The following is a 21,925-nucleotide window of genomic DNA, read 5'->3' on the forward strand; positions in this document are numbered from 1 at the left end:
GACCATGACCTTTCTTCCAGTTATCGTCCAACCGTCCCGGACCAGCCGGCCCACCTGCTCGACGAGCTGGCTCCGCTCCGCTTCCTTGATGCGTTCGGTGAGCGTGTCGACGTCGTCGTCGTCGCGTACCGGCACCGCCACCTGCGCGACGATCGGGCCGGTGTCCATCCCGGCGTCGACGAAGAAGAGGGTCGCCCCGGTCACCTTGACCCCGTAGGCGAGCGCGTCGCGCGGGCCGTGGATGCCGGGAAACGCCGGCAACAGGGTGTTGTGTGTGTTCAGGTAACGGTCGCCGAAGGCGGCGAGGAAACGCGGACCGACGAGCTTCAGGAACCCGGCCGAGATGACCAGGTCGGGTCGGTGCTCGGCGACCTGGGCGGTGAGCGCGGCGTCCCACCGATCACGGTCCGGGTGGTCCTTCACCCGCTCGACGAAGGTCGGCACCCCCGCGGCGGCGGCCCGGTCCAGGCCCGCGATCCCGTCGCGGTCCGCCCCGACCGCCACCACCCGCGCCCCGTACGCCGGGTCTGCGGTGGCGTCCAGCAGGGCCTGGAGATTGCTGCCGGAGCCGGAGAGGAGGACGACGATACGGGCGGGCTGGTTCACCGGCACACCCTATCCGGCCGCTGGCCGGTGCCCATCCGCTGGGCAGCGCGGCGCGCGTGACCACCGAACTGGCCGAAACCGGGTACGCTGCCGGTCGCTTGGGACCGGCGCATGTCCGGTCCCACACCCGTCAGCGAACAACCGTGAGGAGCACGTCGTCATGCAGCCCGAGTACCAGTCCCAGCCACCGCAGTCGGTCGACAACAACATGACAATGTCGATCGTCGCGATCTTCCTGTTCTGGCCGCTGGCCATTCCGGCGATCATCAACGCCTCGAAGGTCAACCCGCTGCTTCAGCAGGGTGACTACGCCGGCGCACAGGCTGCGGCGGCCGAGTCGAAGAAGTGGTCCAAGTGGGCCCTGATCGTCGGTATCGCCTGGATCGCGATCGTCCTGGTGTGCTGCCTGGGCGGCGGCCTGCTGGGCTCGATGAGCGGCAGCAACGCCAGCGGTCTCTGAGCACCGGATGCAGCCCGGTCAACCCGGTCAGGACCCGTACGGCCAACAGCCGCCGTACGGGGACCCGACCACGCCTCCGCCGGCCAACCCGTACGCGCCACCCCCGGCGAACCCGTACGCGCCACCGGCGGCGAACCCGTACGCCCAGCCGACCGACCCGTACGGTCAGCAACCCCCGGCCGACCCGTACGGTCAGCAACCCCCGGCCGACCCGTACGGTCAGCAACCGGAGGCTCCGCCGCCGGCCTCCCCCGGACCCTACGGTCCGTACGCGCCGCCGGCCGGTCCCCCACCGGCCGCCGGGCAGCCCCCGGCGTACGGACAACCGGGCTACGGACAACCGGCGTACGGGCAACCGGGCTACGGGCAGCCCTACGCCGACCCGTACGGCCCGCAGCCGTACGGCGGCACGCCGATGTACCCGAACGCGGGTTTCACCGGCACGCAGGGACAGCAGAACACCCTCGGCCTGGTCGCGATGATTCTCGGCATCGCCTCGATTCCGTTGAGCTGCTGCTACCTCGGCATCCCGCTCGGGTTGGCCGCCCTCGTGACCGGCTGGCTCGGTAAGCAGAAGGCCGACCAGGGCCTGGCCGGCAACTCCGGTCAGGCCCTCGCCGGCCTGATCTGTGGCGCGGTCGGGCTGCTGCTCGGTCTGCTGCAGATCGTGGTGCTGGCACTGAATGTCGGCGGGTCGGCGCTGTATCCCTGATCAGCAGCCGGCCCACGGTCAGGGGCGTCCCGGCGCGTCCGGGACGCCCCTGACGCGTCAGTGGGCCGATTCTCGACCGCACCACCTCGTGCCAGAACCCGCACACCGTCGCCGTCCGGTGGGGAGGGTCAGGTCGCGGGTCGGGTGAGCCAGCGGGTGGCGGCGGCACCGAGCACTGCGCCGGCGCCGGTGACCAGCAGTGCCGCGAGCCCCACCTGCCAACCGACCGGCCCGACCTGCGCCAGCCGGCCGGCGCCCAGCGGCCCGCCGGACGCCTGCGCCGCCGCGCCGAGCAGCAGACCGGCCACCGGTCCGGCGAGCGCCGCCGGCCCGAGCAGCCGCCGCCACGACAGCGGTGTCCGTTCGGCGGTGGCCAGACGCAGTAGGCGGCGCGCGAGCAACCAACCGGTGGCCATTCCCACGAGGACGGGCAGCGCGAGGACGGTGACCGCGCCGAGCCCGGCCACCGGCCCGCTGGGCAGGCCGGCGAACAACGGCAGCGCCGGTAGCGCGCCGACCGACACCTCGCTGGTGCGTACCGCCGTGTCGGTGCCGACCGCGAAGCCGGGGCCGAGCAGGTAACTGGCCGACCACACGCTGACGTTCGGCGCGTACGCGAGGCTGACCAGGGTGATGCCGACCTGGCCGGCGACCCCGGTTCGATAGGCGCCGATCAGGTCGGCCGCGTCGCCACCACCGGTCGCCACGGCCAGCCCGGCCACGGCAGCGCCCGCGCCGAGCAGCACCAAAGCGGCGACCAGACCGGCACGTACGCCCTCGCGCAGCGGCGTCGGCGTCTGCTCGGCGAAGATCCCCGCCACGCCGGTCGTCCGGGCCGCACCGGCACCGGCGGCGAGGGTGCCGACCGTCACGAGCGTCAGCCCGGCGCGCACCGGCGACACGCCGGGCCCACCGGCTCCGACGAACACGGCGGCGAGCGCTCCCAGCAGCCCGTACGCGACGCCGACGGCAGCGGCGGCGGCGAGCGTACGGCCCGGCGACCGGCCGCCGCGGGCACCGATCGCGCGGCTGGCGTGCACCCCGGCCCGGACCAGCCGCCACATTGCCAACGCCGTCACCGCGAGCGGCGCCAGGCCGAGCGGGCCGGTGGCCGTGACCAGGGGCACCCCGTGCCCGAGGAGCCAACCCGCCGCTCCCGCCCGGGCGGCGTCGGGCAGGCTGCCGGCGTCCTCGCTGAGTTGGAACAGCCACAGCGCCAGCGCCACGGGCAACCAGGTGGTCACGGCCGCTCCGGTGGCGGCGACCAGTGCGGCGACCGCGAGCGGCGCGTGGCTGCGCCCGGCAGGTGCCGCCCGCGGGGCCGGCACCCGGCGCGGCGGGCCGGCCCGGCCGGGTGGCCGGGCACCGGCGCCACGGGCGTCGGTGGCCCGGCGAGGCTGGTCAGGGGTGACAAACGACATCGGCTCTACTCTGGCATGCCGGGCCGGCCCCGGCTGCCCGACACCGCCCGTCGTGTCGGGCAGCGGCGCGCCGAACACCCGAGTTCGTCTGATCCGGCGTGGGCGGGCACCGCCTCATCTAGCCTCGGCACAGGGGCCGTGACCGACGTCGCGGCAGCATGTGACCGGAAGGGGAGTCGTGAACGCTCCGTATCCACCGCCCCCGCCGCCACCCGCCGGCCGGGACCGTACGACCCTCTGGGGCATAATCGGCATCGTCACCGGTGTGCTCTGCTGCGGCATCCTCGGCATCGTCTTCGGCTGGTTGTCGATCCGCGACGCGCGCCGGTACCGCCAGTCGCCGGTGCTCGGCTATGTGGCCATCGGGCTGGGCGTGCTGAACATCGTCGTCAGCCTGATCCTGCAGGCCACCGGCAACTACCCGTACTGGAACCGCTGAGGGGCCGACCTTCCGGTCGGCCCCTCAGCGCGTTTCTCCCGGCTCAGCCCGCGGACATGATCTCGCGCATCAGGTTGGCCGTCTCGGTCGGCGTCTTGCCGACCTTCACGCCCACCGCCTCCAGCGCTGCCTTCTTGGCGTCGGCGGTGCCCGCCGAGCCGGAGATGATCGCGCCGGCATGCCCCATGGTCTTGCCGGGCGGCGCGGTGAACCCGGCGATGTAGCCGACCACCGGCTTGCTGACATTGGCCTTGATGAACTCGGCCGCCCGTTCCTCGGCGTCGCCGCCGATCTCACCGATCATGACGATGGCGTCGGTGTCCGGGTCGGCCTCGAACGCGGCCAGCGCGTCGATGTGCGTCGTCCCGATGATCGGGTCGCCACCGATGCCGACACAGGTCGAGAAGCCGATGTCGCGCAGCTCGTACATCATCTGGTAGGTCAGCGTGCCGCTCTTGCTGACCAGACCGATCCGGCCGGAGCCGGTGATGTCCGCCGGGATGATGCCGGCGTTCGAGGCACCCGGGGAGGCGATGCCGGGGCAGTTCGGGCCGATGATCCGGGTCCGCTCGCCCTTGGCGACGTTGTACGCCCAGAAGGCGGCGGTGTCGTGCACCGGCACCCCCTCGGTGATCACCACGGCCAGCGGGATCTCGGCGTCGATCGCCTCGATGACCGCGGCCTTGGTGAACTGCGGCGGTACGAAGATGACCGTGACGTCCGCGCCGGTGTCCTTCATCGCGTCGGCGACGCCGGCGAAGACCGGCAGTTCGGTGCCGTCGAAGTCGACGGTGGTGCCCGCCTTGCGCGGGTTCACGCCGCCCACCACGTTCGTGCCGGCGGCGAGCATCCGGCGGGTGTGCTTGGAACCCTCGGAACCGGTCATCCCCTGGACGATGACCTTCGAGTCCTTGGTCAGCCAGATAGCCATGTGTCAGACCCCCGCAGCCGCCAGCTCGGCGGCCCGCTCGGCCGCGCCGTCCATGGTGTCGACCCGCTCGATCAGCGGGTTGTTCGCGCCGTCGAGGATCGCCCGACCGGCTTCGGCGTTGTTGCCGTCGAGGCGGACGACGAGCGGCTTGGTGACCTGCTCGCCCCGCTGCTCCAGCAGGTCCAGCGCCTGCACGATGCCGTTGGCGACCGCGTCGCAGGCGGTGATGCCGCCGAAGACGTTGACGAAGACGCTCTTGACCGACGGGTCGGAGAGCACGATCTCCAGACCGTTGGCCATGACCGCGGCGCTCGCGCCGCCGCCGATGTCGAGGAAGTTGGCCGGCTTGACGTTGCCGTGCCGCTCGCCGGCGTAGGCGACCACGTCGAGAGTCGACATGACCAGGCCGGCGCCGTTGCCGATGATGCCGACCTCCCCGTCGAGCTTGACGTAGTTGAGGTCCTTCTCCTTGGCCGCCTGCTCCAGGGGGTCCACCGTCGCCTGGTCGACAAGTGCCTCGTGGTCGGGGTGCCGGAAGCCGGCGTTCTCGTCCAGCGACACCTTGGCGTCCAGCAGCAGCAGCTTGCCCTCGGCGGTCTTGGCCAGCGGGTTCACCTCCACCAGGGTGGCGTCCTCGGCGACGAAGGCCCGCCAAAGGCCGACCGCGACGTCGACGACCTGGTCGGCGACCTCGGCCGGGAAGTTGGCCGCCTCGACGATCTCCCGCGCCTTCGCCTCGTCCACGCCCTTGACGGCGTCGATGGGTGCCTTGACGACCTTCTCCGGGGTCTCGGCGGCGACCTGCTCGATGTCCATGCCGCCGGCGACGCTGGCGATGCAGAGGAACGTGCGGTTCGCCCGATCGAGCAGGTACGAGAAGTAGTACTCCTCGGCCACGTCCGCGGTCACCGTGATCATGACCTTGTGGACGGTGTGACCCTTGATGTCCATGCCAAGGATGTCGGTGGCGCGGGCCACCGTCTCCTCCGCGCCCTCGGCCAGCTTGACGCCGCCCGCCTTGCCTCGTCCGCCGACCTTCACCTGTGCCTTGACGACCACCCGGCCGCCGAGGCGTTCGGCGATCGCGCGGGCCTCCTCCGGGGTCGTGGCGACGCCGCCGGCGAGCACGGGAAGTCCGTGCCGCTCGAACAGGTCCCGCCCCTGGTACTCGTACAGGTCCACGATTGCGCGTCCCGTCCCGTCTCTGCGGCGCACCGTCGCGCCGCCACCAGCGTATGGAAAGAAAACAGTGTGATGCCCGACATCAGTTGAAGTTGACGCAGGCGGTCGAACCCTCGCCACCGCGACCACGCGCCGCCGCCGACCTGACGGTGCGGCCCGCAAGGGGAGGTCGGAAAGGGTTCATTGGGCGCAGCCTAGCGATGCCGGCACCGCCGGCAACCGAGCGGGTGCGTGGTGTGCGGTAATGCACAAACCAGGTCGGCGTCGGGTCACCGGGGGGCACCCGTCAGGGCGCGGACCGGGCCACGTCACCCGTTCGAGCGATCTTGCCCGGGTGGCGGCGGTTCTCGCCGGTCCCGCGTAACCCCGCTGGAGGGGCGTCGTTGAGTCAGGTGTCGGAGCGCTGGAGAGCGCGAAGACGGAAACGGCCGATGCCCTGTCGGTCGAGGGGTGGCGGCGGGGCATCGTGCATAGAGGGGCCGGACGTGTGAGGGGTGCGTCCGGCCCCTCCCCCTGTGCTCAGGCCACCGGCTGGGCGACGTTGTCCCGGACCCACTCCACGATGGACGTGGTGGTGGCGCCCGGGGTGAAGATCTTGGCCACGCCGAGCCGCTCCAACTCCGGCAGGTCAGCCTCCGGGATGATGCCCCCGCCGAAGACGACGATGTCCCGGGCCTGCCGTTCGTCGAGCAGTTCGAGGACCCGGCGGAACAGCGTCATGTGCGCCCCGGAGAGCACCGAGAGACCGACCGCGTCGGCGTCCTCCTGGATCGCGGTCTCCACGATCTGCTCCGGGGTCTGGTGCAGGCCGGTGTAGATGACCTCCATGCCGGCGTCGCGGAGGGCCCGCGCCACCACCTTGGCACCACGGTCGTGGCCGTCCAGGCCCGGCTTGGCGACGACGACCCGAACACGAGAGCTCATCTGGGCATCCCTTTCACCGGCTCCGCGGCATTCACCTGAACGAACGGTAACCCGCCCGACCTCGGCCGGGGAACCGGGGCCGGCAGGACGGGCGGTAAACAGGGGTCGCCGTACGGATTCGCCGCGACCCCCTGCCACGTCACGTGGATACCACTGTGACCTCACGCAGAGGCACGACAGGCGTGGTTGGCGTCAAGCGGGACGCCTCCGCCGATCGGTCACGGTGTGCGACGAACGGAGGATAACGAGGACACTCCACTACACCCGCGAGCCATGACAATCTCGGACGGAAGTGGACAGAAGGTTGCAAGCAATTCGGCGCTCCGGCTTGTGACGGGACTGACGGTTGGCTACCGTGTCCACGGTTGTCATCAGGTCTACGGACGGGTGACGACGCGACCAGCCGACGGACGGTCACCCGATCCGGACGACGGCTGATCCGCATCGGAACCCCGACAACGGAGGGTATGCGTGCGCCAGCGCCTGTCGTCTGAGCCCGATCGATATCGCGGCCGCCGCCGCGTACCCACCCCCCCGCGCAGCCGCTACGCCGCGGTCGTCACCACCGCCTTCGTCGGCGCCGGTGTGGTGGCGCTGGGGGCCAGCGCGATGCCGGACGCCAAGAGCGTCAGCCCTACCGTGCTCGACGAGCTCAAGCAGGCCTCGATCAGCAACCAGGGCGTCGCCGACCGGGCCGACGCCGCCGACCGGGCCTCCCGGGACGGCCGCGATGCCCCGGAGAGCGCCGAGGACACCGGCGTCTGGCTGCTGCCCCTGCAGGGCTACGACTTCAACTCCCCCTACGGCATGCGCTGGGGCAAGCTGCACACCGGCGTCGACCTGGTGGCGCCGGAGGGCACCCCGTACGTCGCGATCCACGAGGGCACCGTCACCAAGGCCGGCTGGTTCGGCGGCTACGGGAACGCCGTGATCGTCCAGCACGCCGACGGCAGCGAAGCCATCTACGGCCACTCCTCCGCGCTCAGCGTGCGCGAGGGGCAGCAGGTCAAGGCCGGTGACCAGCTCGGTCTGGTCGGCAACACCGGTCACTCCTACGGTTCCCACCTGCACCTGGAGATCCATGTCAAGGGGGAGCCACTCGACCCGGTGCCGTGGTTGCAGGAGCGCGGAGTGGACATCAAGCTGCAAGTCGAGGCAATCTACAGCGAGGTAGCCGCGTCCTGACCGGCCGTGACGCCCGTTGACCGCCCGGATCTGTCGATCCGGGCGGTTTCGCGTGGCGGCCGGGACGGGCAAGTGTCCCAGCTCACCCGGGCAACTGTGACGGACGGCACAAGGACCGACCAGGTGCGGACCGGGCAGTCGGGACCAGTCCGGCACGAAGACGGACAGCGACGCCGACCAGTGCCCGCGCCACTCACACCCCCGGTACCCGGTACCGCCCGGACCGACACCAGGATTTCGAGGTCACGTACCACTCGAAGCCAGTGAGGTCCGTACCCGTGCAGGACGACAAGCCCACCCCTACCCGCGAGATCCCCCACGCCCCGGCACGCCACCGTCGACGGCTGAGCCGGCGTTCCCGCCTGCTGGCTGCCGGTGCGGTCGCCCTGGCGGCGCTCGGCGTCGGCGGTGTCGTCCTGACCGACCGCGACGAACGGCCGACCAGCAGCCCGGTCGCCCTGGACGCACAGGCCCGGGCAGCGGCCGCCGAGCGAGCCGACCGGTCGGCTCGCCAGCCCGCCACCTCGGGCAGCCCGTCATCGAGCCCGTCGACGAGCGCCAGCCCCACCGCGAAGCCCACCCCGACGCCGAAGCCGAAGCCGAAGGCGAGCCGGACGGCCACCGTCAAGCCGAAGCCGAAGAAGAGCACGAAGCCGAAGTCGTCCTGGGTCCTGCCGATGTCCGGCGGCGCGGTCACCTCCTGCTACGGGCCCCGGTGGGGCACCCTGCACGCCGGCATCGACTTCGCCATGCCCGCCGGCACCCCGGTGCGCGCCGCCTTCGGCGGCACCGTGACCAAGGCCGGCGACGTCGGCGACGGGTACGGCATCTCGGTGGTCATCGACCACGGCAACGGCTACCTCACCCACTACGCCCACCTGAGCACGGCCAGGGTGAGCGTGGGTGCGAAGGTCAGCACCGGGCAGACCATCGGTCTGGAGGGCTCCACGGGCGACTCCACCGGCCCGCACCTGCACTTCGAGGTGCACCAGGGCCAGCTGTGGAACCAGATCGACCCGGCGCCCTTCCTGCGCGCCCGGGGCATCGACGTGGCCTGCTGACCGCTCCGGCGGGCCGGATCAGATCTTCTCGATCGGGGCGTGGCGCAGCACCAACCACAGCGTCTGGTCACCGAAGTCGATCTGCGCCCGGGCACCCGGGCCGTGCCCCTCCACGGTCACCACCCGGCCGAGACCGTACCGCTGGTGGTTCACCCGGTCCCCGGCGGAGACCTTCGGACCCTGCGGCAGCTCGCTCGCGGTGGCCAACCGGCTGCCGTCCACCCCGAGCTTGCGGGCCAGTTGCACCGCCCGGGGCGTACCGCCGGCAAAACCACCGCGACCGCCGGGCATCCGGTCCGCACGGCCGCCCACGCCGCCACCACCGCCACCCCACGAGGTGTACGACCCCTCGGTCCGCTCCCAGCGGACGAGTTCGGGCGGCAGTTCCTCGACGAACCGGGACGGCGGGTTGTAGGCCGGCTGGCCCCACGCGGAGCGGGTCACCGCCCGGGAGAGGTAGAGCCGCTGCCGGGCACGGGTGATGCCGACGTACGCCAGCCGGCGCTCCTCCTCCAGCTCCCGGGTGTCGCCGAGCGAGCGTAGGTGCGGGAAGACGCCGTCCTCCAGACCGGTCAGGAACACCACCGGGAACTCCAGGCCCTTGGCGGTGTGCAGCGTCATCAGGGTGACCACGCCCTGGTGCTCGGGGTCGTCGGTGGGCACCTGGTCGGCGTCGGCGACCAGGGCGACCTGTTCCAGGAAGCCGGCCAGGGTGGCCCGCTCGCCCTCCGCGCCGGTCGCCTCGATCCGCTCGGTGTACTCGCGGGCGACGCTCACCAGCTCCTGGAGGTTGTCGACCCGGCCGGCGTCCTGCGGGTCGAGGCTCTCCTCCAGCTCGGTCAGGTAACCCGACCGGGTCAGCACCGCCTCCAGCACCTCCTCCGGGGTGCCGTCGACGGCCAGCTCACGGGCGGAGTCGAGCAGCGCCACGAAGTCGGCGATGCCGTTGGCCGCCCGGGTCGAGATGCCCGGCGCGTCACCGGCTCGCCGCAACGCGGCACCGAAGGAGATCCGGTCCCGGCTGGCCAGCGCCTCCACGCAGGCCTCGGCGCGGTCGCCGATGCCCCGGCGCGGGGTGTTGAGGATCCGCCGCAGGCTCACCGTGTCGTCGTCGTTCACCACCGAACGCAGGTAGGCCAGTGCGTCCCGGACCTCCTTGCGCTCGTAGAAGCGCACCCCGCCGACGACCTTGTAGGGCAGACCGAGACGGATGAACACCTCCTCGAAGACCCGGGACTGCGCGTTGGTGCGGTAGAAGACCGCCACGTCGCCCGGCCGGGTCTCCCCGTCGTCGACCAGTCTGTCGATCTCCCGGGCCACCCAGTCCGCCTCGGCGTGCTCGGTGTCGGCGACGTACGCGACGATCGGTTCACCCGCCCCGGCGTCGCTCCACAACCGCTTGGGCTTGCGCGACGTGTTGCGGTCGATCACCGCGTTCGCCGCGTTCAGGATGGTCTGGGTGGAGCGGTAGTTCTGCTCCAGCAGGATGGTGCGGGCGTCGGTGAAGTCGCGCTCGAACTCCAGGATGTTGCGGATCGTCGCGCCCCGGAAGGCGTAGATGGACTGGTCCGCGTCGCCGACCACGCACAGCTCCGCCGGGTCGAGGCCCTCGGTGCCGGAGACCAGCTCCTTAATCAGGATGTACTGCGCGTGGTTGGTGTCCTGGTACTCGTCGACGAGCACGTGCCGGAACCGACGGCGATAGCTCTCCGCGACGTGCGGATGCGACTGGAGCAGGTGCACCGTCGTCATGATCAGGTCGTCGAAGTCGAGCGCGTGGGCCTCGCGCAGCCGCCGCTGGTAGAGGGCGTACGCCTCGGCCAGCGCGCGTTCGTTGGGCCCGCTGGCCCGCGCGGCGAACGTCTCCGGGTCGACCAGCTCGTTCTTCAGGTTCGAGACCTGGGCGGCGAGGCCGCGCGCCGGATAGCGCTTCGGATCGAGGTCGAGTTCCCGGGCGACGAGCTGCATCAGCCGGCGGGAATCGTCGGCGTCGTAGATCGAGAAGGTGGACTTCAGGCCGGCGTGCTCGTGCTCGGCACGCAGGATCCGCACGCAGGCGGAGTGGAACGTGGAGACCCACATCAGCCGGGCCCGCGGACCGACCAGGGCGGTGACCCGGTCCTTCATCTCGCCGGCGGCCTTGTTTGTGAAGGTGATCGCGATGATCTCGCCGGGGTGCACGTCCCGGGCGGCGAGCAGGTACGCGATCCGGTGCGTCAGCACCCGGGTCTTGCCGGACCCGGCGCCGGCCACGATCAGCAGCGGCGAGCCCGCGTGGGTCACCGCGTCCCGCTGCGGGCCGTTGAGCCCCTCCACCAACTGCGCCGGATCGAGGCGGCCGGGCGCGGGCCGGTGGGGTGGCAACGCCCGGGCAGGCTCGGGCTCGGGCGGGGACGCGGGGATGTCGAAGAGAGGATGCATCGCACCGCGAGTCTATGCCGCCGGCCGGACATCCCCCGCCCACGGCACCCACCGACCAGATGTGGGGAAGGGGCGACTTTCCTTGCGTGCCACCCCGGAGGGCGGCATACTCGACAGCGTGTTCGACGAGCGCTTCTACTTTTACTACGGCTCCGGGAGTCCGGCAGCCGTAGGTCGCGCCTGATCGATCAGACCTACGAAATGCCCCGGGCTCTCGGAGCCCGGGGCATTTCGCGTCCCGGGATCCGGGCAACGGGCACCACACCGCGAGAGGTACCCGAAGATGACAGACGTGATGGAGCAGAACGGCGGCGCGAACGGGGCAGGCCCCGCCGGGCCCGAGGTTGGCGCCCCGGCCACCGGCACCGCCGAGCCGGACGCCGCCAGCCGGATCGCCGAGATCCGGGTACGGATCGACGAGATCGACCGAGCGCTCATCGAGTTGTGGCAGGAGCGGGCCGCACTTTCCCGGGAGGTCGGTGCGACCCGGATGGCCTCGGGCGGTACCCGGCTCGTCCTCTCCCGCGAACAGGAGATCCTGGAACGCTTCCGGTCAGCCCTGGGCGCGGACGGCACCCAACTGGCCCTGCTCCTGCTCCGCGCCGGCCGCGGCCCCCTCTGACCCGCCCCACCCACCTCCCGTCCCCCACACCCACCGCGGTCAATACCGTCGATCAAGAAGTTTTCGTCTGGATCCACGCTGTTTCAGACGGAAACTTCTTGATCAACCGGGGTGGGGTGGGTATGGACCGGGGCGCCGGCTGCTGGTGACGGCCGACGCCCCGAATCACTGAGGAGGCACTACCTTCACCGCTGCTTCCGGTACGGATGGACGGGAGCGGCGGCGTCTGTGGGGCTACTCCGACGCGTGCACCACGTCGCGTACCTCGGCGAAGTGGCAGGCGCTCGGGTGACCCGACTTGTCGCGGATCTCCAGCAGCGGCTGCTGCTCGGCGCAGACGTCCTGGGCCTTCCAGCACCGGGTGCGGAATCGGCAGCCCGAGGGCGGGTTGGCCGGCGACGGCACGTCACCGGTCAGCACGATCTGATCCCGGTGCCCGCGCAGCCTCGGATCCGGCACCGGCACCGCCGACAGCAACGCCTGCGTGTACGGGTGGGTCGGATTGTCGTAGATCTCGTCCTCGGTGCCGATCTCGATGATCTTGCCGAGATACATGACCGCGACCCGGTCGGCGATGTGCCGGACCACCGACAGGTCGTGGGCGATGAAGATGTACGACAGCCCGAGCTCCTTCTGGAGCTTCTCCAGCAGGTTGATCACCTGGGCCTGGATGGAGACGTCCAGCGCGGAGACCGGCTCGTCACACAGGATGATCTCCGGGTTGAGCGCCAGCGCCCGGGCGATGCCGATCCGCTGCCGCTGGCCGCCGGAGAACTGGTGCGGGTACCGGGTGATGTGGTCCGGGTTGAGACCGACCAGATCGAGCAGTTCCTGCACCTTGGCCCGTCGCCTGGCCTTCGGCAGCACGTCCGGGTGCACCTCGAAGGGCTCCCCGACGATGTCACCGACGGTCATCCGCGGGTTGAGCGAGGTGTACGGGTCCTGCATCACCAGCTGGATGTTGCGCCGGCCCCGACGTCGCTCCTCGGCGCTGACCTTCGACATGTTCTTGCCCTGCACGAACAGGTCGCCCGAGGTCGGCGTCTCCAGCCCGACCAGCAGCCGGGCCAGCGTCGACTTGCCGCAGCCGGACTCGCCCACGATGCCGAGCGTCTCGCCGCGCCGCAGCTGCAGGTTGACCCCGTCGACCGCCTGAACCGCGCCGTACTGCTTCTTGAAGACGATGCCCCGGGTCAGCGGGAAGTGCTTGACCAGGTCACGGGTTTCCAGCACCACGTCACTCATCACCCTTGACCTCCTTCCAGAAGTGGCAGGCAGCCGTCCGGCTCGGCGACACCTGGTACAGCGGCGGCGCCGGATCCTGCCGGCAGACCTCCTGCGCGTACCCGCACCGGGGGTTGAAGGCGCAGCCCGGCGGGATGTTGGTCAGCATCGGCGGCAGGCCCTTGATCGCGCTGAGCTCGTGACCCTTGAGGTCCAGGCGCGGGATCGACTCCAGCAGACCCTTGGTGTACGGGTGGGCGGGGCTGGCGTAGATGTCGTTCACGCCGGCTTCCTCGATGACCCGACCGGCGTACATCACCGAGATCCGGTCCGCCACGTCGGCCACCACCCCCATGTCGTGGGTGATCAGCACGAGGCCCATGTTCCGTTCCCGCTGCAACTCGGCGAGCAGCGCCATGATCTGCGCCTGCACGGTCACGTCCAGCGCGGTCGTCGGCTCGTCCGCGATCAGCACCTCGGGGTCGAGTGCCAGCGCCATGGCGATCATGACGCGCTGCCGCATGCCACCCGAGAACTGGTGCGGGTAGTCGTTCACCCGCTGCTTGGCGGCCGGGATCTTCACCAGGTCCAGCAGTTCGACGGCCCGGGCCTTGGCGTCCTGGCGGGACATGCCCCGGTGCTTGCGGAACAGCTCGGCGAGCTGGAATCCGACGGTGAAGACCGGGTTCAACGCGGAGAGCGCGTCCTGGAAGATCATCGCGACCCGGTTCGCCCGCACCTTGCGGCGCTCCGACTCCGGCAGCTTGAGCAGGTCGACGCCCCGGTAGAGGATCTCGCCGCCGGTGATGAAGCCGGGCGGAGTGTCCAGGATGCCCATGATCGCCTGAGCGGTCACGCTCTTGCCGCAGCCGGACTCACCGAGGATCGCCCGGGTCTCGCCGGCCCGCAGGTCGAAGCTCACGCCGTTCACGGCGTGCGCGATGCCGTTGCGGGTGCGGAACTCCACGTGCAGGTCCTTGACCTGTAGTGGCAGCGCGTCCGGGTCGACACCCGCCAGCGCCTCCATCTTGACGTTCACATCAGTGCTCATGCCGGCACTCCGCTCGCTCCGTGCCCTCGTGAGGCACCCGTCGCCCTTGGCTGATGATTCGCTCGCTGCGACTCGCTCATCCGACTCACCGGAACTTCGGGTCGAGGGCGTCACGCAGCGCGTCACCCATGAGGATGAAGGACAGCACCGTGCCGACCAGCAGACCACAGGGGAAGAGCAGCAGCCACGGGTCTTCCAGGAAGTAGACCTGGTGCTGGCTGATCATGATGCCCCAGGACTGGGTGGGCGGCTGGAGTCCGACACCGAGGAAGGTCAAGGTGGCCTCGGCGGCGACGAACGAGCCCAGCACGATGGTGGCGTAGACCAGCATCGGTGCGATCGCGTTCGGCAGGATGTGCCGGAACATCAACCGGGAGTTGCGGGCACCGACCGCCTTCGCCGCGTGCACGTAGTCCAGGTCCTTCGACGAGATGACGCTACCCCGGATGATCCGGGCGATGGTCGGCCAGGCCAGCAGGAAGAGCACGGCCGTGATGGTCCAGATGTTCTGCCGCTTGATCACCGTGAGGAACACGATCGCGCCGAGTAGGAACGGCAGCGAGAAGAAGATGTCCATCACCCGGGAGATGACCGCGTCGACCCAGCCGCCGTAGTAGCCGGCGAGCAGGCCGAGTACCCCACCGAACACCACGATGCCGCTGGTCGCCATCACCGCGATCACCATCGACGGGCGGGCACCGTAGATCGCGTGCGAGTAGTAGTCGCAGCCCAGGATGTCGAAGCCGAAGGGATGGTCCCAGCTCGGCGCGACCCGGGTCCGGTCGGTGCTGCACGACCGCGGGTCCTGGCTGGTCCAGAGCTTCGGGAAGAGCGCCATCGACCCGACCGCGAGGATGTAGAGAGAGGCGATCACGAAGACCGGGTCGCGCAGCAACTGTCGTCGGGCGTCCGCCCACAGGCTCGCGTTGCGCTCCTTGCCGCCCGGCGTGTCGGGGGTAGGGCCGTCACCGGCCACCGGCGCACCGCCGACGGCGGAGCCCGCACTCGTCAGGTCACTCATGTCCACACCTCGTTTCGCTGCACCCGGCCATCAGGAACGGTCGGAAGACCTACGTCCGCCACCGTGATCAGGTCACTCATAGCGGATCCTCGGGTCGAGCACGGCGTAGAGCAGGTCGACAAGCAGATTGGCGATCAGGACCACCAGCACCAGCATGGTCACCACGCCCACCACCACCGAGGACTCACCGGTGCGCGCCGACATGGTCACCAGCCGGCCGATGCCCGGCACGTTGAAGATGGTCTCGGTGACGACCGCGCCGGCCATCGCGGCGCCGATGTCGACGCCGAGGAAGGTGATCACGGGGATCAGCGAGTTGCGGAGCGTGTGCACGCCGATGACCCGCTTGTTGGTCAGGCCCTTGGCCTTCGCGGTGCGGACGTAGTCGGCACGGATGTTCTCCATGATGCTGGTCCGGGTGAGCCGAGCCGTGGTGGCCAGCGAGAGCGCGCCGAGCACCATGCCCGGGATCACCAGGCTGGCCAGCGGATAGTCGGGCTTGAAGCCGGGCGTGAAGACGCCGACGGAGATCACGTCGGGAATCCAGTCCTGGCCGCGCAGCACGTTTCCGAACTTGACCCCGACGAACTCCCGGACCACCACGCCCAGCACGAAGATCGGCACCGAGATGACGAAGACCGTGCTGATCTTCACCAGGTAGTCGGTGAAGCTACCGCCACGCAGACCGGCCAGCACACCCGCCGCGATGCCGACGACCGCCTCGAACACGATCGCGATGACCAGCAGCTTGAGGGTGAACGGAATGGCATCGGCGACCAGGTCGGTGACCTCCCGCTGGCGCAGGTTGATGCCGAAGTCGAAGTGGAAGAAGATGTTCTGCAGGCGGTCCAGGAAGAGCCCGAAGCAGGGGTTGCCCCGCTGGTCGAGACAGGGGTCGGCGTAGCCGAGCCGCTCGGTGATCGCCGCGAGCAGCGCGGGATCCGGCGTCCGGTCCCCGAACAGCGCCCGGACCGGGTTCCCGCTGAACTGGACCGCCAGCGAGGTCATGTAGTGCAGTAGGAACATGGTGCCCAGCACGGTGGGGATGAACTGGAGCAACCGTCGAATGACGTAGCGCCCCATGACGGGGTCTCCTCTCGGCGCTGACGTGGCGGCAACGATCACCCTGGTGGGGTAACCGTTGCCGCCACGTCGTATTACGGCAGGATCAGAAGTCCGAAGCTCAGTTCTGCTTCAGCGAAATCGCACCGTAGTCGGCGTCCGAGACGGCGTTCCAGACGAACTGGTCGACGTTCTCGCTGTAGACCGCGCCAACCTTGTTCCACCACATCGGGATGACCGGCAGGTCCTCGCCGAGGATGTCCTCCGCCTGCTGGTACGACGGGATGGCGGCCTGGATCGACTCGGCCGAGTCACCCTGCTTCATCAGGTTGTCGAAGGCCTCGTTCGAGTAGCCCGAGTTGTTGCTGCCGGCACCGGTGCCGTACAGCGGGTAGAGGAAGGTCTCCATGAACGGGTAGTCCGGACCCCAGCCGAGGCGGAACCCACCGGTGAACTTCTTCTGGTCCGCGGTCTCGAGGTACTCGGCGAACTGCAGGTTGACCTTGAGCTCGTAGTCGATGCCCAGGGCCTCCTTGATCTGGTCACCGACCGCCTGCAGCCACAGGTCGTGGCCGGCACCGGCGTTGGCCCACAGGATCAGCTTCTCACCGGCCGGCCAGCCGCCGGCCTCGGCGAGCAGCTGCTTGGCCTTCTCGACGTCCTTGGTGCAGTACTTGCAGACGCCCTCGCGGGCACCCTCGAAGGTCGGGGCCACGTAGCCGGACGCCGGGGTGTACCGGCCGTCGAAGACCGCGTCGACGATCGACTGCCGGTCGATCGACAGCGACAGCGCCTGGCGGATCCGCTTGTCCTTGAAGGTGTCCTGGTACAGCGGCATGCCGACGTAGGTGAAGCTGTCACCCGGCTGCTCGTACATCCGGTCGCCGTACTGCGCCTGGGCCTCCTTGTAGCGGGCCGGGGGCAGGGTGTAGAGCACGTCCAGCTCGCCGGCCTGGAAGGCGGCGTAGCCGGCGTCGATGTCGGCGAAGATCCGGTACTCGATGCGGTCCGGCTTGCCCGGCTCGCCCTTCCAGCTGTCGCTGCGCACCAGGTTGATGGCGACGTTGTGCTGCCAGCTGCCATCGATCTTGTACGGGCCGTTACCGATCGGCTTCTCGTTGCAGGCGGCGATGTCGTCGACGCAGGCCTGGGCCATCGGGAAGAAGCCCGGGTAGCCGATCGTGGTCGGGAAACCGGAGAACGGCGCGTCCAGCTCGACGGTGAAGGTCAGGTCGTCGACCTTCTTGAGACCCGACATGGTCTCGGCGGCCGGCTTCGGAGCCTCCTTCGGGCCCTCGCCGTCCGGGTCGACCGGCGCCACGTCCGCCTTACCGGCGATCCGCTTCATGAAGTAGCCGTTGTTCTGGGCGTTCGGCCCGTAAGCGGCGTAGTTCCACGAGCGGAGGAACGCGTCGGCGTTGACCGGCTCACCGTTGTCGAAGGTGTAGCCGCTCTTGAGCTTGATCGTCCAGAGCTTCTGGTCGGTCGAGTCGACCGACTCGGCCAGGTCCATCTCGACCGCGGAGGTCTCGGCGTTGTACTTGACGAGACCGCGGTACAGCTGGCGGATCACATACAACGACGGCTCGTCGTCGCCGCCGGACGGGGTCAGGAACGCCGGCTCGGCGTTGTACACCCGCAGCGTGCCGCCGGACTCGCCGGCCGGCTCGTTGTTGTCGTCGCCACCGCCGCTACAGGCGGTGGCCAACATGGCGGTGGCGGTCGCCGCGACCGCCACCTTCAGGAATTTCCCGCGCATGGGAGTGCCTCCTCAGGGCGCTCGGCTCACGAGGGGGTTGTGAGGTGCCTGCAACTGTGACACCCGATGCGCCCAGGCGGGAAGGCGTGTTATCAACCCGATACCCGCCCGGGACGGGGCCGACATCGACCCGCGGGCGCCTTCCCGGCACCCCCGACGCATGGTATGAGCTGCTCGTCAACCACATTTCCACGCTCGGCCGGCCATCGGATGACGTGGGGTCGACGCCTCCGCGAACCCGCCGGACCATCGACGTGAACCCCGCCACTATTCGCCGAATGCTACCCGAAAGTATGAGTCTGATTCCAGGCCGACAGCCGATCAACATGGTCGGGCGAAGGACTCGTGCCCCGAACGCGGTCCGACCCCGGAGCCGCTGTGGGATCCGGGGTCGGACGAGATGTCGCGGTGTCGGCGATCAGGCCGTGAAGTGAATCCGGCGACGGCGCAGCACCAGCACGGTGACCGCACCGGCGACCAGGAGCACCAGCCCGGCGGCGATCGCGGTGACGATCGGCGCACCGGTCAGCGGCAGGCCACCGTCGTTGGAGGCCGGCGAGGTGGACGGGGCGGGACTGGCCGGCGACTCCTCGGGAGTGCTCGGCGTCGGCTCCGGCGACGGGGACTCCGTCGGGGTGGACGGCGTCGGCTCCGGCGTCGTCGGCTCGGGGCTCGGCTGCGGCGCCGTGAAGGTGGCCTTCGCCTCGGCGGTCACCGTGGCGCCGGTGCTGCCGCCCAGGATCAGCTTCTGCGCCGCCTTCGCCCCGGTGTACAGGAACACCCGGCCGAAGGAGACCGAGTCGGCGGCGGACGCGGTCACGCCGACCTCGCCGGCTTCCTCGGTCGTGAGCCAGAACTGGCCGCCGTTGTCGGTCGTGGTCACGGGCGCGCCCTCGGCGTTGACCGCCGACCCGCCGGTGACCGCCAGCGTGATCTCACCCGCCGGCCCCTTCACGGTGAACGGGCCGGCCTTCGCACCGACCTGCGCGGTGGCGCTGGTCGGATCGATGCTCAGCTCGGCCTTCGGCTCGGGCTGGTCGGTGGCGTTCGCGATCAGGTAGTCGTGGACCTTCTTGATCACGTCGTACCGCTGCTTGCCGACCAGGCCACGGCCGGCGACCCAGTCGCCGAGCTCGATGCCGTCGCTGAAATGCCAGACGGCGGTCTGGGTGCCGAAGTAGAGCAGGTTGCGGCGGACATTCTCGTTCGTCCCGGCGGGCAGGGTGGCACCGGCGGCGGCCAGCAACGCGGCGGAGTCGGCGTTCGGGTAGCCGTGGGTCAGCACCCACTGCACCTTCGCCAGGTTCTTCACCTGGGACTCGTCCCAGGTGCCCTCCTGGTACTTGCCATCGATCGCGACGTTCGTGTGGTAGTCGATGCAGAAGGCCGGGAGCCGCTTGCCGTCGATCTTGATAGCCAGCGCCGAGGTCCGCTTGACCTTGCCGTCGAGCAGGAGCTTGACGGTGCTGTTCGGCACCGTCTTCGCCACACCGGTGGCCGGGTCCTCGGCGGCGGCAGGGGCGGCGGCACCGAGCGCCAGCGCGCCGCCGGTGACGGCGGCGAGCGCGATCCGCGCCCAGCGCCGTCCTCGTTGTCCGATCATGAGTTTCGTGCACCTCTCGGGCAGGGAGTGACCCGCGTACGCGCGGGCGGCCGGAGTCGCCGTTCCCGCGGGATGAGCGGCATCCGCACGCGGTAAAGGCGAGGGGCATTATCGACCGCGACTTGATCACATGTCACGCCCGACGGCCTGAATAGCCGCTTGTGCCGGAAAGGTCGGTTATACCAGGCGCCGATCGGCCGCCCAGCGGGACAGTTCGTACCGGTTCGACATCTGGAGTTTGCGCAGCACGTTGGAGACGTGCGTCTCGACGGTCTTGATCGAGATGTACAACTCCCGGGCGATCTCCTTGTACGCGTACCCCCGAGCGAGCAGCCGGAGCACCTCGCGTTCCCGGTTGGTCAGCTGGTCCAGCTCCGGATCGGCGACCGGGGCGTCCGGCCGGGCCGCGAAGGCGTCCAGCACGAACCCGGCAAGGCGGGGGCTGAACACCGCGTCGCCGTCGGCCACCCGCCGGATCGCCGCGGCCAGCTCGTCCGGCGAGATGGTCTTGGTGACGTACCCACGTGCACCGGCCCGGATCAACCCGATCACGTCCTCGGCCGCGTCGGAGACGCTGAGCGCCAGGAATCGGACCTCGGGATGGCTGCGGCGCATCGCCTCCAGCACGGCCCGACCACCACCGTCGGGCATGTGCACGTCGAGCAGCACCACGTCCGGCCCGGTGGCCGCGATCCGGCTGACCGCGTCGGCCACCGTGCTCGCCTCCCCCACCACCTCGACGTGCGCGCCGAGTTCGGCGCGTACCCCCGCGCGGAACATGGCGTGGTCGTCGACCAGGAAGACCCGCAGCCGTCCGGGCCCGGTGCCCTCCGGCTCGACCGGTGGTGTCGACTGCTCGGCCATCATCTGTCCCTCTCCGCCGTGGCCGGGTCCCGGGAGATCGGCAGGATCAACCGGACCTCGGTCCCCTCTCCAGGCCGGGAGCGGATCTCCGCCCGGCCACCGTGCCGCTTCATCCGCCCGACGATCGAGCCTCGGACACCGTGCCGATGGTCCTCCACCGTATCCGGGTCGAACCCGACCCCCCGGTCCCGCACGAAAACGCTCACCTGCTCGGGCTCCACCTCGGCGTAGAGCGACACGGTCTGCACCCCGGCGTGCCGGGCGGCGTTCACCAGCGCCTCGCGCGCCGCCGCCACCAGGGCGCCGATCCGCTCGTCGGTCTCCCGGTCGCCCACCACGACCGCCTCCACCGTCATCGCGAAGGTGTCCTCCACCTCGGCCGCGGCCTGTTCCAGCGCGGCGGCGAGGCGTTCGGTGGGTGAGGCGGTGGGCTTGTAGAGCCAGTTGCGCAGCGAGCGCTCCTGACCCCGGGCGAGCCGCTGCACGGTCTTGACGTCGCTGGCGTTGCGCTGGATCAACGCGAGGGTGTGCAGCACCTGGTCGTGCACCATGGCCGCCAGCTCGGCCCGTTCCTGCTCGCGGATGCGGCCCTCGCGCTCCGAGCGAAGCTGGTTCCAGGTGCGCCAGAGCACCGGCGCGGCCACCACCCCGACACCCGCCAGCCCGACCGACGCGAAGATCACTCCGTTGATCACAGCGTCGAGGTTCTGGGCCGGGGAGTAGACCGCGGCCACACCGATGATGCCGACCGCCACCAGCACCCCGCCCCCGACGAAGCGCAGCACGAACGCCCGCCGGTCGCTCTCCTCTATCACCGCGCCGAGCCAGGGCACGGGCATCGACTCGCCCCACTGCCGTCGCCGCTCGGGTGCCGACTGGTGCCAGATCACGCCGGCACCGACCGCGATGATGGCGACCAACCAGCCGGCGGTGCCGGTCGCGCCGACCGAGTCGAAGACCATCACCTGGATCAGCAGCACGCCGAGGCCGATGGCCACGAAGGGCAGCAACTGGCCGACGTCGCGGCGCGGCGGTACGGCGGTGTCACCGGGCCGCAGCGGCACGACCGCCCAGAAGGCCGCGTAGAGCAGCAGACCCAGTCCGCTCAGCCCGAGCAGCACCATGAAGGCGATCCGGACCCGGACCACCGGGACGCCGAGATGCTCGGCGATGCCGGCGGCCACCCCGGCGCCCATCCGGTGCGCCGGAGCGCGGTAGAGGCGGGGTGGTTGACTGCTGCTGCTGATCGCGAGCTCCCTGGTCAGGACGGTCGGGCCGGACGCGAGGCGAGGTTCCCGGCGCCGATCCGATCGTCACACGCGGCGTGGCCGCCCGACCACGGGGACGCCCCCGACATTCGGGCGGGCCGGATCTCAG

General features: G+C 70.3%; 19 protein-coding genes and 1 pseudogene. 6 read left to right on the forward strand and 14 right to left on the reverse strand.

The genetic code is table 11. The features are described from left to right. Window positions 1-612, reverse strand: a pseudogene (gene purN / locus O7605_RS05675) (phosphoribosylglycinamide formyltransferase); the annotation flags it as partial. A 154-nt stretch (window positions 613-766) separates the two neighbouring features. On the opposite strand from purN, the gene O7605_RS05680 reads away from it, so the two are divergent. Both O7605_RS05680 and O7605_RS05685 read left to right on the forward strand, forming a co-directional pair. Next, window positions 767-1,066 (forward strand): CD225/dispanin family protein, encoded by a 300-nt coding sequence (locus O7605_RS05680; protein WP_269738226.1) that lies wholly within the window; start codon window positions 767-769, stop codon window positions 1,064-1,066. A gap of 7 nt (window positions 1,067-1,073) precedes the next feature. Beyond that, window positions 1,074-1,778 carry a DUF4190 domain-containing protein gene (locus O7605_RS05685; protein ID WP_269738227.1) on the forward strand — a complete coding sequence of 235 codons (705 nt, stop codon included), beginning with the start codon at window positions 1,074-1,076 and terminating at the stop codon, window positions 1,776-1,778. A gap of 128 nt (window positions 1,779-1,906) precedes the next feature. On the opposite strand, the gene O7605_RS05690 is transcribed toward O7605_RS05685, so the two are convergent. After that, entirely contained in the window at window positions 1,907-3,199 is a 1,293-nt protein-coding gene (locus O7605_RS05690) for a cell division protein PerM (RefSeq protein WP_269738228.1), read from the reverse strand. A gap of 178 nt (window positions 3,200-3,377) precedes the next feature. Between O7605_RS05690 and O7605_RS05695 the strand changes: the two genes are divergently transcribed. Continuing rightward, a complete protein-coding gene (locus tag O7605_RS05695; RefSeq protein WP_269738229.1) occupies window positions 3,378-3,638 on the forward strand; it encodes a DUF4190 domain-containing protein in 261 nt (86 codons plus the stop codon). A gap of 43 nt (window positions 3,639-3,681) precedes the next feature. Here the strand turns inward: O7605_RS05695 and sucD are convergent, their stop codons facing one another. From sucD to O7605_RS05710, 3 genes are all read right to left on the reverse strand, one after another. Further along, on the reverse strand, window positions 3,682-4,569 hold the full coding sequence (gene sucD, locus O7605_RS05700) for a succinate--CoA ligase subunit alpha (RefSeq protein ID WP_269738230.1): 888 nt from the start codon (window positions 4,567-4,569) through the stop codon (window positions 3,682-3,684). A gap of 3 nt (window positions 4,570-4,572) precedes the next feature. Beyond that, the gene (sucC, locus tag O7605_RS05705) at window positions 4,573-5,751 is read right to left on the reverse strand and encodes an ADP-forming succinate--CoA ligase subunit beta (RefSeq protein WP_269738231.1); all 1,179 of its coding nucleotides are present in this window, start codon (window positions 5,749-5,751) and stop codon (window positions 4,573-4,575) included. 519 nt (window positions 5,752-6,270) lie between these two features. Beyond that, window positions 6,271-6,675, reverse strand: coding sequence for a cobalamin B12-binding domain-containing protein (locus O7605_RS05710; RefSeq protein WP_164447810.1), 405 nt, complete (start codon window positions 6,673-6,675; stop codon window positions 6,271-6,273). Between the two features lie 471 nt (window positions 6,676-7,146). Here O7605_RS05710 and O7605_RS05715 point away from each other — a divergent pair, with 471 nt between their 5' ends. Together O7605_RS05715 and O7605_RS05720 are read left to right on the forward strand one after the other, a co-directional pair. Then, on the forward strand, window positions 7,147-7,860 hold the full coding sequence (locus O7605_RS05715) for a M23 family metallopeptidase (protein ID WP_269738232.1): 714 nt from the start codon (window positions 7,147-7,149) through the stop codon (window positions 7,858-7,860). Window positions 7,861-8,138: 278 nt separating this feature from the next. Beyond that, window positions 8,139-8,921 carry a M23 family metallopeptidase gene (locus O7605_RS05720; RefSeq protein WP_269738233.1) on the forward strand — a complete coding sequence of 261 codons (783 nt, stop codon included), beginning with the start codon at window positions 8,139-8,141 and terminating at the stop codon, window positions 8,919-8,921. An 18-nt stretch (window positions 8,922-8,939) separates the two neighbouring features. On the opposite strand, the gene pcrA is transcribed toward O7605_RS05720, so the two are convergent. Then, the gene (gene pcrA / locus O7605_RS05725; protein WP_269738234.1) at window positions 8,940-11,342 is read right to left on the reverse strand and encodes a DNA helicase PcrA; all 2,403 of its coding nucleotides are present in this window, start codon (window positions 11,340-11,342) and stop codon (window positions 8,940-8,942) included. A gap of 283 nt (window positions 11,343-11,625) precedes the next feature. Between pcrA and O7605_RS05730 the strand changes: the two genes are divergently transcribed. After that, window positions 11,626-11,964: a chorismate mutase gene (locus O7605_RS05730; protein ID WP_408631960.1), complete on the forward strand. Its 339-nt coding sequence runs from the start codon at window positions 11,626-11,628 to the stop codon at window positions 11,962-11,964. Between the two features lie 234 nt (window positions 11,965-12,198). Here the strand turns inward: O7605_RS05730 and O7605_RS05735 are convergent, their stop codons facing one another. From O7605_RS05735 to O7605_RS05770, 8 genes are all read right to left on the reverse strand, one after another. Then, window positions 12,199-13,209 (reverse strand): ABC transporter ATP-binding protein, encoded by a 1,011-nt coding sequence (locus O7605_RS05735; RefSeq protein ID WP_269738235.1) that lies wholly within the window; start codon window positions 13,207-13,209, stop codon window positions 12,199-12,201. Beyond that, window positions 13,202-14,239: an ABC transporter ATP-binding protein gene (locus O7605_RS05740; protein WP_269738236.1), complete on the reverse strand. Its 1,038-nt coding sequence runs from the start codon at window positions 14,237-14,239 to the stop codon at window positions 13,202-13,204. The genes O7605_RS05735 and O7605_RS05740 overlap by 8 nt, the downstream gene beginning before the upstream one ends. An 85-nt stretch (window positions 14,240-14,324) precedes the next feature. Next, window positions 14,325-15,260: an ABC transporter permease gene (locus O7605_RS05745; RefSeq protein WP_269738237.1), complete on the reverse strand. Its 936-nt coding sequence runs from the start codon at window positions 15,258-15,260 to the stop codon at window positions 14,325-14,327. A 72-nt stretch (window positions 15,261-15,332) separates the two neighbouring features. Next, a complete protein-coding gene (locus O7605_RS05750; RefSeq protein WP_269738238.1) occupies window positions 15,333-16,343 on the reverse strand; it encodes an ABC transporter permease in 1,011 nt (336 codons plus the stop codon). Window positions 16,344-16,443: 100 nt separating this feature from the next. Next, window positions 16,444-18,081: a peptide ABC transporter substrate-binding protein gene (locus O7605_RS05755; protein WP_269738239.1), complete on the reverse strand. Its 1,638-nt coding sequence runs from the start codon at window positions 18,079-18,081 to the stop codon at window positions 16,444-16,446. Between the two features lie 418 nt (window positions 18,082-18,499). After that, the gene (locus O7605_RS05760; RefSeq protein ID WP_269738240.1) at window positions 18,500-19,684 is read right to left on the reverse strand and encodes a thioester domain-containing protein; all 1,185 of its coding nucleotides are present in this window, start codon (window positions 19,682-19,684) and stop codon (window positions 18,500-18,502) included. A 177-nt stretch (window positions 19,685-19,861) separates the two neighbouring features. Beyond that, window positions 19,862-20,548: a response regulator gene (locus tag O7605_RS05765; RefSeq protein WP_164447933.1), complete on the reverse strand. Its 687-nt coding sequence runs from the start codon at window positions 20,546-20,548 to the stop codon at window positions 19,862-19,864. After that, window positions 20,548-21,813 carry an ATP-binding protein gene (locus O7605_RS05770; protein ID WP_269738728.1) on the reverse strand — a complete coding sequence of 422 codons (1,266 nt, stop codon included), beginning with the start codon at window positions 21,811-21,813 and terminating at the stop codon, window positions 20,548-20,550. The genes O7605_RS05765 and O7605_RS05770 overlap by 1 nt, the downstream gene beginning before the upstream one ends. Window positions 21,814-21,925 lie beyond the last annotated feature (112 nt).

The organism is Verrucosispora sp. WMMA2121 (assembly GCF_027460185.1).
Lineage (GTDB): Bacteria > Actinomycetota > Actinomycetes > Mycobacteriales > Micromonosporaceae > Micromonospora > Micromonospora palythoicola.